General features: G+C 61.1%; 11 protein-coding genes. 6 read left to right on the top strand and 5 right to left on the bottom strand.

What is annotated here, in order from left to right; translation table 11 throughout:
- From PMI18_RS09620 to edd, 5 genes are all read right to left on the bottom strand, one after another.
- Nucleotides 1–699: AGE family epimerase/isomerase (locus PMI18_RS09620; protein WP_007903367.1), on the bottom strand; the 699-nt coding region annotated here is incomplete at its 3' end.
- Between the two features lie 241 nt (nt 700–940).
- Nucleotides 941–2,410 (bottom strand): ATP-binding protein, encoded by a 1,470-nt coding sequence (locus tag PMI18_RS09625; protein ID WP_007903366.1) that lies wholly within the window; start codon nt 2,408–2,410, stop codon nt 941–943.
- Nucleotides 2,400–3,131, bottom strand: a complete 732-nt coding sequence (locus tag PMI18_RS09630) for a response regulator (RefSeq protein ID WP_007903365.1) — start codon at nt 3,129–3,131, stop codon at nt 2,400–2,402. Before PMI18_RS09630 ends, PMI18_RS09625 begins: the two co-directional genes overlap by 11 nt.
- Before the next feature lie 227 nt (nt 3,132–3,358).
- Nucleotides 3,359–4,318, bottom strand: a complete 960-nt coding sequence (locus PMI18_RS09635) for a glucokinase (RefSeq protein WP_007903364.1) — start codon at nt 4,316–4,318, stop codon at nt 3,359–3,361.
- Nucleotides 4,315–6,141, bottom strand: a complete 1,827-nt coding sequence (edd, locus tag PMI18_RS09640) for a phosphogluconate dehydratase (protein WP_007903363.1) — start codon at nt 6,139–6,141, stop codon at nt 4,315–4,317. Before edd ends, PMI18_RS09635 begins: the two co-directional genes overlap by 4 nt.
- A 219-nt stretch (nt 6,142–6,360) precedes the next feature.
- Here edd and gap point away from each other — a divergent pair, with 219 nt between their 5' ends.
- The 6 genes from gap (at nt 6,361) to PMI18_RS09670 (ending at nt 12,974) form a co-directional block, all read left to right on the top strand.
- A complete protein-coding gene (gap, locus tag PMI18_RS09645; protein WP_007903362.1) occupies nt 6,361–7,362 on the top strand; it encodes a type I glyceraldehyde-3-phosphate dehydrogenase in 1,002 nt (333 codons plus the stop codon).
- Between the two features lie 86 nt (nt 7,363–7,448).
- Nucleotides 7,449–7,913 carry a methylglyoxal synthase gene (locus PMI18_RS09650; protein ID WP_007903352.1) on the top strand — a complete coding sequence of 155 codons (465 nt, stop codon included), beginning with the start codon at nt 7,449–7,451 and terminating at the stop codon, nt 7,911–7,913.
- 77 nt (nt 7,914–7,990) lie between these two features.
- Nucleotides 7,991–8,509, top strand: coding sequence for an RNA polymerase sigma factor (locus tag PMI18_RS09655; RefSeq protein WP_007903350.1), 519 nt, complete (start codon nt 7,991–7,993; stop codon nt 8,507–8,509).
- Between the two features lie 94 nt (nt 8,510–8,603).
- Nucleotides 8,604–9,569 carry a FecR family protein gene (locus PMI18_RS09660; protein WP_007903348.1) on the top strand — a complete coding sequence of 322 codons (966 nt, stop codon included), beginning with the start codon at nt 8,604–8,606 and terminating at the stop codon, nt 9,567–9,569.
- 122 nt (nt 9,570–9,691) lie between these two features.
- On the top strand, nt 9,692–12,256 hold the full coding sequence (locus tag PMI18_RS09665) for a TonB-dependent receptor (protein WP_007903347.1): 2,565 nt from the start codon (nt 9,692–9,694) through the stop codon (nt 12,254–12,256).
- A gap of 109 nt (nt 12,257–12,365) precedes the next feature.
- Nucleotides 12,366–12,974 (top strand): biliverdin-producing heme oxygenase, encoded by a 609-nt coding sequence (locus PMI18_RS09670; protein ID WP_007903346.1) that lies wholly within the window; start codon nt 12,366–12,368, stop codon nt 12,972–12,974.
- Nucleotides 12,975–13,027: the final 53 nt, after the last annotated feature.

The following is a 13,027-nucleotide window of genomic DNA, read 5'->3' as shown; positions in this document are numbered from 1 at the left end:
CCCCTGCCAGTCGCGGTCGAAATGCTCGACCACCAGATAGTCATTGGCCGCGGCGTGATCGTGAATGACGCGCTCAACGATACGCTGGGCGCGAATCAGCCAGCGGTTGTCCGCGGTGACATCGGCCAGGGCGAGGAAGGCTTCGGTGGCATGCATGTTGCTGTTGGCGCCGCGATAGGCTTCTTCGCAACTGAAGTCGCGGTTGAAGAATTCGCGCATCGCGCCCTCCTCCTCGCACCAGAAATGCGTGTCGATGATATGGATCGCATCGTCGAGCAACGCTTGTGCGCCGGGACGTTGGGCGACCACTGCAGAACTCGCGGCCAATGCCACGAAGGCATGCAGGTAAGCGGCTTTGCCGGTATTGCCATCGCGGTGTTCGGGCGTGGCGAACCAGCCACCGTGTTCGGCATCACGCAGCGGCCCGCTGAGGGCCTGGATGCCGTGATCCACCAGCTCGGCGAAACCCGGCAGGCCCTGGATGTGGGCCATGGCGAAGCTGTGGGTCATACGCGCGGTGTTCATGGTTTCAGCTTGCGCGTTGGCCGCCAGGAGACCCTTTTCATCGAGATTGCCGAAGCCTTCGGCAAGCTTTGCAGCCTTGGCGAATGCCAGCAGGCGCAGGCCTTCGGCGGCGAGCCATTGCTGATGGGCAGGTGCGTTCAGCCAACTGCTGAAGGCAGGTTGGAAGGTGTCCATGGGAAGACCTTTTTTGTTGTTATGACTGGGGGCAGTCTAAACAACGGGCGGTGACGGGCAGGTAACGAAGGAGGTGAGTTATGTCACCGGGTTGTGACATTTCCCCTGATTTTGAGGTGAGTGATGTGTTGGCGAGGGAGCTTGCTCCCGTTGGACTGCGCAGCAGTCCCATTCTTTTCAGGGATAAGGGGGGCCGCTCCGCGCCCCAGCGGGAGCAAGCTCCCTCGCCACAGAGGCGGTGTCAATCCACCGAGCGCGGCAACTGCAACGTCACCCGCAACCCGCCTTCACGCAGGTTTTGCAGGCTGACTTCACCGCCATGGCTATGGGCAATGTTGCGCGCAATCCCCAGCCCCAAGCCATAACCCTGCTGCTGCCCGGCCAAGCGAAAGTGCGGCTCGAACACCTGTTCCAGCCGCTGCTCCGGCACGCCCGGCCCTTCATCGTCTACATGCAGGACAAACGCGCTCTCGTCGTCATCGATGTGCAGATGCGCGTTCTGCCCATATTTCAAGGCGTTGTCGATCAGGTTGCCGATGCAACGCTTGAGCGCCAATGGCTTACCGGAATACGGCGCCAGCGCCCGGCCATGCTGAGTCACGCGACCATTGCCGTTGGGCGCCAGATACGGTTCCACCAGGCAGTCGAGCACATGATTGAGATCCACCGGCTCGATGTTCTCGTGGATGTCGGTGTCTTTCACGCATTGCAGCGCGCCCTTTACCAGCAACTCCAGCTCATCCAGATCACGGCCGAACTTGGCTTGCAGCTTTTCGTCTTCGAGCAATTCCACTCGCAGTCGCAACCGGGTAATCGGCGTGCGCAAATCGTGTGAAATTGCGCTGAACAATTGGCTGCGTTCGGTCAGGTAACGGCTGATGCGCTCGCGCATCGCATTGAAGGCGCGGCCCACTTCCACTACTTCACTGCCGCCGCCCTCGGCCACCGGTTCGACTTCGGCGCCCAAGGACATGTCCCGCGCCGCGCGGGCCAATCGCTTGAGCGGTCGGCTCTGCCAGTGCACCAGCAGGCCGATGAACAGCAGCAAGAAACCGCTGGTGAGCACGATGAACCAGACCTGTTGCGCCGGCAGGCCTTGTTCTTCAAGACTGGTGTAGGGCTCGGGCAACAGTGAGGCGATGTACAGCCATTCGCCCGGCGCCATCTGGATTTGCGTGACCAGCACCGGCGGATTCACCGGTTCCAGGGTCAACGCATAGTGCGCCCAGGAGCGCGGCAATTCGTCGAGCTTCAGGCCGCCGTTGAAAATCCGCAGGTCTTCGGGGCTGACGAACGTCACCGAGATGTCGATGTCCTGCCCCAGCGACTGGCGCAACACTTCGTCCACCGCTTTGAGCACCGCTGCTTTGCGCGGGGTGATCGGCAGCACTTCCATGCCCAAGGGTTTGTCATTGAGCGTCACCACGAACCGGGTGCCGCCCATGCTGCGTAACTGATCGAGTACCAGCGGCCTGAACGCCACCGGCAACGAGCGGAAATAACTGACGCTGGCCGTCATCGAGTGGGCCAGGCTGCGGGCACTGGTGACCAGGCCTTCGAGCTGCGTGGCGCGCAATTGCGACACCCATATCACGCTCGACAACGCCTGTGCGAACAGCACCGCCAGCAGGGTCAGCAGCAACATGCGCCCGAGCAGCGAGCGCGGTACCGGCACCCGCCCGGCGAGCTTGCGCAGGAACTCAGTGACCATTGCTGGCAACCACGTTAGCGGCCAGTTGGTAGCCACTGCCACGCACGGTACGGATCAGCCGTGGCGGCTTTTCAGTGTCGCGCAGGCGCTGCCGCAAACGGCTGACCGCCATGTCGACGATGCGATCGAGCGGCATCAGGTCACGGCCACGGGTGGCATTGCCGATGGTGTCGCGGTCGAGGATTTCCTGAGGATGATCGAGGAACAGTTTCAGCAGCGCGAAATCGGCGCCCGAGAGAATCACTTCCTCGCCGTCGATGTGGAACAACCGATGGCTGACCATGTCCAGCCGCCAGTCATCGAAGGCCAGCACTTCACTGCCGGAACGCTCCTGACCGAACTGTGCGCGGCGCAACAAGGCTTTGATGCGCGCCTGCAATTCACGGGGGCTGAAGGGTTTGCCGAGGTAGTCGTCGGCGCCCAGTTCCAGACCGATGACGCGGTCGGCCTCGTCGGAACTGGCGGTGAGCATGATGATCGGCACCTGGGCCTGGCGCGGGTGCTGGCGGATCCAGCGGCAGAGGCTGAAGCCATCTTCGTCCGGCAGCATCACGTCGAGAATCACCAGATCGCTCGGCGCCTCGTTCAAGGCCTGACGAAACCCTGCACCATCGGGCGTGGTACGGACCTGGAAACCGGCGCGGGTCAGGTAGGTGTCCAGCAACTCGCGTATCTCTTGGTCGTCATCGACCAACAAAATCGACTTGTTGACTGAGCTCACGGGGCGGCATCCTTGTTGTTTGAATTGGGTGGATTATGCCTTAAGCGCGAAATCTACAAACACCGCAGAACCAACTGTGGGAGCGGACCTGTGGCGAGGGGGCTTGCCCCCGTTTGAGTGCGCAGCACTCACAAGATCTTTGGTGCATCAGAGATTTTGGGGCTGCTGCGCAGCCCAACGGGGGCAAGCCCCCTCACCACAGGCCCGCTCCCACATTTGATTGCATTTCAGGTTGGAATGGATTGCTCCAACGCCACACCCGCACCCACCAACCCAGAATACGGCGCAGTCACCAGCCACACCGGAATGCCTTTGAAGTAATCGCTCATGCAGCCCTTGTCGGCGAAACACCGGGCGAAACCGCTTTCGATGAAGAAATCGGCAAACCGTGGAATCACCCCGCCGACGATGTACACACCACCCCGTGCACCGGTGGTCAGCACGTTGTTACCAGCCACGCGACCCAGCCAGCAGCAGAACTGCTCGAGCACTTCCAGGGCAATCGGATCACCCGCCAGCCCGGCCTTTGTGATCGCCTCAGGCGTGTCGAGCACAGGCGTGTGACCGTCCACCGCGCAGATCGCCCGGTAGACCCGTGGCAAACCACTGCCACTCAATGCCGTTTCAGCGCTGACATGGCCGATCTCGTTGAAGATGTGCTGCCACAGTTGGGTTTCACGCGGACTGCTCAGCGGCAGGTCGACGTGACCGCCCTCCCCCGGCAGCGGGGCAAAACGGCCCTCGCCCAGATCGAGCAAGGTGCCCACGCCCAGGCCAGTGCCCGGGCCGATCACCACCGCCGGCCGCAACGGTTCCGGCGTGCCTTCGCAGACCACCCGAAATTCACCGGGCTGCAAGCGGGTCATGCCCAGCGCCATCGCCGAGAAATCGTTGACCAGCAGCAGTTGATCCACCTGCAAAGTCTTGCAGAACCCCTTGCGACTGAGTCGCCAGTGATTGTTGGTGAATTTGAATTCATCGCCACTCACAGGGCCCGCCACCGACAGGCACACCGAACCGATCGAGCCCGGCGCCAGACCGAGCCCACTCAGGTAGAGCGCAATCGCCTCCTCCGGGCTGGCGTGGTCTGCCGTCGCCAGCACCTGGATCGATTCCAGCTGCTGGTTTTTCCACAACGCGAAACGTGCGTTGGTGCCACCGATGTCACCGACCAAAGCCAGTTTCAATTAAGCGTCTCCAGGGCAGAAGTAAAGGCGCTGGCGCCTTGCTCTGCGGAGCTGAAGGCCATGCGCATGAAACCAAACAGTTCGCGACCGCTGCCGATGTTGTTGCCCAACAGGCCCTTGGCAGGTTCGCGCGCTGCGAATTCTTCGGCGTCCACCTTAAGCTCCAGAGTGCCTTTGACGCCATCGACGCGGATGATATCGCCCTCTTGCACCCGCGCCAAAGCGCCACCCACATAAGCTTCGGGGCTGACGTGGATAGCCGCCGGGATTTTCCCCGAGGCGCCGGACATACGCCCGTCAGTCACCAACGCCACTTTGAAGCCACGGTCCTGCAGCACGCCGAGGAACGGCGTCATCTTGTGCAGCTCCGGCATGCCGTTGGAACGCGGGCCCTGGAAGCGCATCACCGCGACAAAATCCTTCTCCAGCAAACCGGCCTTGAATGCATCGGCCAGGTCCTGTTGATCCTGGAACACCATCGCAGGTGCTTCGACAATCTGGTTTTCCAGCGCGACCGCCGAGACCTTCATCACGCCACGGCCGAGGTTGCCTTCCATTACGCGCAAGCCACCCTCTGGCGAGAATGCGCGAGCGACCGGACGCAGGATGGTTTCGTCGAGGCTTTCGATCAGGCCTTCGCGCCAGACCAGCTCGCCGTTTTCGAGGAACGGTTCCATGGTGTAGCGGCTCAGGCCGTGGCCCAGCACCGTGTTGACGTTTTCGTGAAGCAAGCCGGCTTCCAGCAGTTCGCGGATCAGGAACGACATGCCGCCCGCCGCCTGGAAGTGGTTGATGTCGGCTTTGCCGTTCGGGTACACGTGGCTCAGGGTCGGCACCACCTCGGAGAGGTCGGCCATGTCCTGCCAGGTCAACTGAATGCCCGCGGCCATGGCGATGGCTGGCATGTGCAGGGTATGGTTGGTCGAACCGCCGGTGGCGTGCAGGGCCACGATGGAGTTGACCAGCGAACGCTCGTCGACGATTTCGCCGATCGGCATGAAGTCGCCGTTCTGCTTGGTCAAGCGGGTGACCTGGTGCGCCGCTTCGCGGGTCAGGGCATCGCGCAACGGGGTGTTCGGGTTGACGAAAGAGGCGCCCGGCAAGTGCAGGCCCATAACTTCCATCAGCAACTGGTTGGTGTTGGCGGTGCCGTAGAAGGTGCAAGTGCCGGGGCTGTGATAGGACTTCATCTCCGATTCCAGCAGCTCTTCGCGCGTCGCCTTGCCTTCGGCGTAGCGCTGACGCACATCGGCTTTCTGCTTGTTGGAGATGCCCGACACCATCGGCCCGCCCGGCACGAAGATCGTTGGCAGATGACCGAAACGCAACGCGCCCATCATCAGGCCCGGCACGATCTTGTCGCAGATGCCGAGCATCAACGCGCCGTCGAACATGTTGTGGGACAGCGCCACAGCAGTGGACAACGCGATCACTTCGCGGCTCGGTAGGCTCAGTTCCATGCCCGGTTCGCCCTGGGTCACGCCATCGCACATCGCGGGGGTGCCGCCAGCGAACTGGCCGACGGAGCCGATTTCGCGCAGGGCTTTTTTGATCTGTTCCGGGAAGACTTCGTACGGCTGGTGCGCCGAGAGCATGTCGTTATATGACGAAACAATAGCGATGTTGGCGGAGTTCATCATCCGCAGGCTGTGCTTGTCGTCGCTGCCACACCCGGCTACGCCATGGGCGAAGTTGGCGCATTGCAGCTTGCCGCGCATCGGGCCGTCGCTGGCGGCGCCGCGGATCAATGCAAGGTAAGCCTCACGCGTGGTGCGGCTGCGGGCGATAAGCCGTTCGGTGACCTCAAGGACGCGGGGATGCATGTGTAGAACTCCAGGCTAACGGATGTGGCGACCTGATTGTCTATGCTGACCAAGCACCGCTGTGATTGGGGTGACAGACGGTTTTCTTGATCATTCGGACCAGTTGATTCAGGTCACTCGTTGTAGATAAAACAAAATATTGCCACTAAAAAGGCTTGTTTTCTATTTTTTTGCGAATAATCTTGTAATTCCAACAACAAAACGACGGCGGCGCTGTAAATGACTCTTCGAATCGCAATCAATGGTTTTGGCCGTATCGGCCGTAATGTCCTGCGCGCACTGTATACCCAAGGCTATCGTCAGGATCTGCAGATCGTAGCGATCAACGACCTGGGCGACAGCTCGATGAATGCTCATCTGCTCAAGTACGACACCGTTCACGGCACATTCGATGCCGATGTCCAGCACGATCAGGAAAGCCTGACCGTCAACGGCGACCGTATTTCGGTCAGCGCCATTCGCAACCCGGCCGAACTGCCTTGGGCCGCGGAAAAGGTCGACGTCGTGTTCGAATGCACCGGTCTGTTCACCGACCGTGCCAAAGCCGCCGCGCATATTACGGCCGGCGCGCGCAAAGTGATCATCTCGGCCCCGGCCAAAGGCGCCGACGCCACCGTGGTTTATGGGGTTAACCACGACATTCTGCGCCAATCGCACCAGATCATTTCCAACGCCTCGTGCACCACCAACTGCCTGGCCCCGGTGGCCCAAGTGCTGCACCGCGAGCTGGGCATCGAAAGCGGTCTGATGACCACCATCCATGCCTACACCAACGACCAGACCCTGACCGACGTCTATCACACCGACCCGTACCGCGCCCGTTCCGCCACCCAGAACATGATCCCGAGCAAGACCGGCGCCGCTGAAGCAGTGGGCCTGGTGCTGCCGGAACTGGCGGGCAAACTCACCGGCATGGCGGTGCGTGTTCCAGTGATCAACGTGTCGCTGGTGGACCTGACCGTGCAGCTCAAGCGCGAAGCGTCGGCCGATGAAGTCAACGCGATGCTCAAACACGCCAGCCAGCACTCGAAAATTCTCGGCTACAACACCCTGCCGCTGGTTTCCAGCGACTTCAACCACAACCCGCTGTCGTCGATCTTCGACGCCAACCACACCAAGTCCAGCGGCAAGCTGCTCAAAGTGCTGGCCTGGTACGACAACGAATGGGGCTTCTCCAACCGCATGCTCGATAACTGCCTGGCGCTCTGCAACGCAGAATAAACAGCTCGACACCTGTGTCGACGCCGGTATGTGAAACGCCGAAAAATGCGTCGTCGCAGGCGCATTCTCGTCTGGAGAAGCAAGCGATGATCGGTATCAGCTTTACGCAAAAAACCCTGGCGGCGCGCAAGCGTATCGCCCTGGTTGCCCACGATCACTGCAAAGTATTTTTGCTGGATTGGGCCGAGCGGCAGAAAGACAAGCTCGCACAGCATGAACTGGTCGCCACCGGCACGACGGGGTTGTTGTTGCAACAACGCCTCGACCTGCCGGTGGAAAGCATGATCAGCGGCCCGCTGGGCGGCGACCAGCAACTCGGTGCGCGAATCGCCGAGCAGCGGGTCGATATGCTGGTGTTCTTCTGGGACCCGTTCGAACCGCAACCCCACGACCCGGACATCAAGGCCCTGCTGCGGGTCGCGGCGGTATGGAACATCCCGGTGGCCTGCAACGAATGCAGCGCCGATTACCTGCTCAGCAGCCCGTTGATGGATCAGGCTCACGAACACCGCATCCCGGATTACGCGACCTATCTGCTGGGTCGTGGGTAAAGCGTCACAAATCAGCACTTGACCATTCGAGCGGATGATAAGCATTATCATTTGCTCGAAATGGATCAGGTCCTCCCGTGAGTCAATCGCGCTTCAATCACGTCTTCATCGCCCAGCGCGTTTCACTGCTGCGCACGCTGGAGCGGATGGTCAACAACCACAGCACCGCCGAAGACCTCTTGCAGGAAACCTACCTGCGCGTCACCCGAGCGCTCAGCGAGCGGGCCATCGATCACCTTGAACCCTTCGTATTCCAGACCGCCCGCAACCTGGCGCTGGACCATTTGCGTGCGCGACGCATCCAGTCCCGCACGATGCTCGACGACGTCCCGCTGGACGTGGTGCAAAGCGTCGCCTCACCCGTCAGTAGCGCCGAAGATGCCGCCCATGCCGAACAGTTGCTCGAACGCTTGAACGTGAGCCTCAGTGAACTCAGCCCTCGTCAGCAGCAGATTTTCATCCTCAGTCGCCTGCACGGGCACAGTTATCTGGAAATTGCCGAGAAGCTTGGCGTGTCGTTGAGCACCGTGCAAAAGGAGCTGAAGCTGATCATGGCGATCTGCATCGGTATCGCGCAGCGGCTAAACGGCGACTGAGGCGGCAGATTTTCACGCCCAGGCTTTGCTACTCTTGCCCCACTTCGAGCTTCACTAAAAAACAGCCGTGCACAGACACTGCCGAGGAAACACCGTGACGGACACCCATCGCTCCCCTCCGCCCTCCCCGGCGCGGGACTCCGCCAGCGCAATGGACCAGGCGCTGGACTGGCTCATCGTGTTGGGCAGTCCGAGCGAAGAACAGACCCGACAATTCCATGACTGGCTCGACGCCGACCCGTTGCATGCCGAGGCGTTTGCCAAGGCGCAGGCGATCTGGGACGGCCCGCAGGTTACGCAATGCGCGCAAAACCTGGCCGCCCTGCCGCCGAAAGTGACCGTCCTGTCGCGTCTTCGTCCGCACTGGAGACCGCTGGCCACGGCAGCAGTGCTGATTCTCGGGTTGTTCAGTTTCAGCAATCTGCCTATGCGCCTTCAGGCGGATCATCTGACCGTGATCGGTGAACGCCAGCGCCTGCAACTGGAGGACGGCTCGAAAGTCCTGCTGAACACCAATTCGGCGTTTTCCAGCACCATCAACGATCAGCAACGCGTGGCCCGTTTGTATCAGGGCGAGGCGTTTTTCGAAGTGCCGGCCAATCGCGCCGAGCCGCTGGAGATCGACGCCGGGCCGGTCAAGGCCAGCGTGCGCGATACCGCGTTTGCCGTGCGCTATCTGGACGGCGTGGCCCAGGTTCGGGTGCAGCGTGGCGATGTCGATTTGCGCGCTACGCGTAACGACGCGCGCGTGCGGCTCTCTGCCGGCGAAAGTATCCGCATCGGCCCCAACGGTTTCGACCGTCCGGCCAGGCTCGATGCGGCCACCGATCTGGCCTGGGTCCAGGGCCGACTGGTGTTCGAGAACTGCCCGCTGAGCCAGGTGCTGGCGGAACTGCGGCGCTACTATCCGGGCTGGATCATCACCACCAACGAGCAGTTGGCCGATGTTGCCGTCACCGGTAATTACCGCCTCGACCAGCCACTGGATGTGGTCCGATCCCTCGCCCACATCACCTCTGCCAGGCTTCAGGAATTCCCAGCGCTGGTGATCCTGAACTAAATGAGAATTATTTTTACTCGATAGCTGAAGCTCGTTCGTCTCGTTATAGCCAATGCAATTGATTCGCATCTCGCGATGCCCATCAGCACCTATAAAGATTCGTGCGACACGGAGCGCTATCGATGTCCTCTCGCCTTACCCGCCAGTCCTCTTCACCTTCACGCGTATTGTCCCTGTTGACCGCCGCCATCCTGATGGCCGGCAGTGCACCACTCATGGCCGCCACCGCCGCCGAGCAACCGAGCCGCAACATGGGCGACTATTCGTTCGCGATTGCCCAGCAGCCACTGGTGTCGGCGCTCAATGCGTTTACCGCCGTCACCGGTTGGCAAGTCGGCTTGCCGGCCGAGCTGGCTGAAGGCGTGGCCTCGCCGGGAGTGCAGGGTTCGTTGCCGCCGGAAAAAGCCCTGGATCGCCTGTTGGTGGGGACCAACCTGAGCTATCGCAAACTGGGCAATAACAACATCGTGCTGGAAAAACGCAGCAACAGCGGCGCCCTCAATCTGCAACAGGTGACCATCAGCGCTACCCGGCAGGAACAGGACGTGACCAGCGTGCCGAGCACCGTCACCGTCCATACCCGCGAAGAGCTGGACCGCAACAACGTCAATAGCATCAAGGATCTGGTGCGTTACGAGCCCGGCGTTTCGGTAGGGGGCGCTGGCCAGCGCAGCGGCCTCACCGGCTACAACATCCGCGGCATCGACGGTGACCGTGTGTTGACTCAGGTCGATGGGGTGCAAGTGCCCGACGGTTTCTTCAACGGCCCGTATGCCCAGACCAACCGCAATTATGTCGACCCGGAAATCGTCAAGCGTGTGGAAATCCTCCGCGGCCCGGCTTCGGTGCTATACGGCAGCAGCGCCATCGGCGGCGCAGTCAGCTACTACACCCTGAACCCGGACGACATCATCAAACCCGGCAAGGACGTCGGCGCGCGCCTGAAGACTGGCTACAGCTCGGCCGATGACAGCTGGCTGACCTCCGGCACCGTGGCCGGCCGCACCGGCGAGTTCGACGGTCTGCTGCACCTGAGCCAGCGCAATGGCCATGAAACAGAGTCCTATGGCGAAACCGGCGGCACCGGCCTGAACCGCTCCAGGGCCAACCCCGAGGACGTGCGCACCACCAACGTGCTGGCCAAACTGGGCTGGAACTACGCCGACGACTCGCGCTTCGGGCTGACTTACGAGCACTACAAGGATGACCGCGACACCAACCAGCTGAGCGCGGTGGGCGGCCCGTTCAACGCGGGACGCGGTTTCGGTTTCTATAAATCGCGTACCGGCAACGACACCATCACTCGTGAGCGGTTCGGTCTGGAGCACAGCTTCGGCCTGGACAGCGCCTTGGCCGATCACATCAAGTGGACGCTGAATTACCAGATCGCCAAGACCGACCAGAGCACCGAAGAAATCTACGCGCCGTCGCGTACGGTGTTGCGCACCCGCGAAACCACCTACAAGGATCGCCAATGGGTGTTCGATGCCCAGGCCGACAAGTCGTTCGCCATCGCCGACACCGACCACCGCGTCACCTATGGCACCACCCTCAAACAGAACAAAGTCACCGGCCTGCGTACCGGCAGCGGCACTTGCCTGACCGTCGCCGGCAGTTGCCGCACCATCGGTGCCGCCAGCGCCACCGACACCCTGACCCCGGCCAGCGATTTCCCGGATCCGACCATCAACACCTACAGCCTGTTCGCCCAGGATGAGATCAACTGGAACAACTGGACCTTCCTGCCCGGTGCACGCTACGACTACACCCAGCTCAAGCCGCACATCACCGATGAGTTCCTGGTCACCGCCGACCAGAGCGGTAACGGCGTGGTCAGCGACGACACCAAGACCTGGCATCGACTGTCACCCAAATTCGGCACCACCTACAGCTTCAACGACCACTACACCTGGTATGGCCAGTACGCCGAAGGCTTCCGTACGCCGACCGCCAAAGCCTTGTATGGCCGCTTCGAAAACCTGTCCGGCGGCTATCAGGTCGAGCCCAATCCCGACCTGAAACCGGAAAAGAGCAAGAGCTATGAAACCGGCCTTCGCGGCCAGTTCGAAGCGGGCACTTTCGATGTGGCGGTGTTCTACAACAAGTACCGCGACTTCATCGACGAAAACGCCATCACCCCTGGCTACACCGAGACCACATTCCAGAGCAACAACATCAAGCACGCCACCATCAAGGGCCTGGAGCTCAAGGGTCGTCTGAACCTGGACAGCTTCGGCGCGCCGAGCGGCCTCTATACCCAAGGCTCGGTGTCCTATCTGTATGGTCGTAACGATGACAGCGGCCAGCCGCTTAACAGCATCAACCCGCTGACCGGTGTGTTCGGTCTGGGTTATGACCAGGACAACTACGGTGGCCTGTTGAGCTGGACCCTGGTCAAACGCAAGACCCGGGTCGACAGCACCAGCTTCAACACTCCAGACGGCACCAGCACCCAGTTCAAGACCCCGGGCTATGGCGTGCTCGACCTGGCGGGTTTCTACAAGGTGACCGACGATCTGACCCTCAACGCTGGCCTGTACAACCTGACCGACAAGAAGTACTGGCAGTGGGATGACGTGCGCGGTTACGACAGCGTCGGCGAAGCGTCGGTGACGCAACCGGCCAACCTCGATCGCCTGACCCAACCGGGTCGCAACTTCGCGGTCAATCTGGTCTGGGATATCTGACCCAGCGTCCTCCCCGTGTTCTTTTCACAGGGGCGCGGGGATTTTTTTACTGTCCGGCGCCGTCCCGTTCGTCTCGTTACCAAGCGCCTCTTTTTCTCAAGGACTTCTCATGACTTCCCAGGACACTGCTCAACGCCCTGCTTTGCGTTCGCAACGTTTGAACCAGATCACGAACGAGCCACACAGCAAACTCGATGCGTTGGTCAAAGCCCACGCACCGTTCGAAACCCAGGCCAACTTTGCGCGTTTCGTAGTCGCGCAGTACTTGTTCCAGTCAGAACTGGTGTCGCTGTACAACGATGCACAACTGACGGCCATCGTTGCGGACTTGCCGACCCGTTGCCGTGCTGAAGCGGCCAAGGCGGACCTGGCGGATCTGGACACTGAAGTTCCGGCCCCGGTTGCGGGTGCAGTCAACAATCCAGCCAAAGCCGAGGCACTGGGCTGGTTGTTTGTTTCGGAAGGCTCGAAGCTCGGTGCAGCTTTCCTGATCAAGCGTGCCGTAGGCCTGGGGTTGAGCGAAACCTTTGGCGCTCGCCATCTCGCCGAACCGGCTGGTGGCCGCGCTGAAGGCTGGAAAAGCTTCGTCAAGACGCTCGATGGACTGGCATTCAGCGCGCAGGAAGAAGCCGAGCTGGAGAAAGGCGCAATCGATGCGTTCAACCGCTTTACCGTATTGCTGGAACAGGCCTACGCCACCACCCCCGAACTCGCCTGAAAATACGGTCCTGTGGGAGCGGGCTTGCTCGCGAAAGCGGTCTGACATTCAGC

This window comes from Pseudomonas sp. GM102 (genome assembly GCF_000282555.1).
GTDB lineage: Bacteria > Pseudomonadota > Gammaproteobacteria > Pseudomonadales > Pseudomonadaceae > Aquipseudomonas.
The sequence above is the reverse complement of the archived record's forward strand: the minus strand, read 5'-3'. Positions and strand labels throughout refer to the sequence as shown.

Bases quoted from the DNA above. Each gene is read 5' to 3' on its own strand.
- PMI18_RS09670 (WP_007903346.1), top strand. From the start codon at position 12,366: ATGACTTCCCAGGACACTGCTCAACGCCCTGCTTTGCGTTCGCAACGT.
- PMI18_RS09650 (WP_007903352.1), top strand. From the start codon at position 7,449: ATGATCGGTATCAGCTTTACGCAAAAAACCCTGGCGGCGCGCAAGCGT.
- gap (WP_007903362.1), top strand. From the start codon at position 6,361: ATGACTCTTCGAATCGCAATCAATGGTTTTGGCCGTATCGGCCGTAAT.
- PMI18_RS09625 (WP_007903366.1), bottom strand. From the start codon at position 2,410: ATGGTCACTGAGTTCCTGCGCAAGCTCGCCGGGCGGGTGCCGGTACCG.
- edd (WP_007903363.1), bottom strand. From the start codon at position 6,141: ATGCATCCCCGCGTCCTTGAGGTCACCGAACGGCTTATCGCCCGCAGC.
- PMI18_RS09665 (WP_007903347.1), top strand. From the start codon at position 9,692: ATGTCCTCTCGCCTTACCCGCCAGTCCTCTTCACCTTCACGCGTATTG.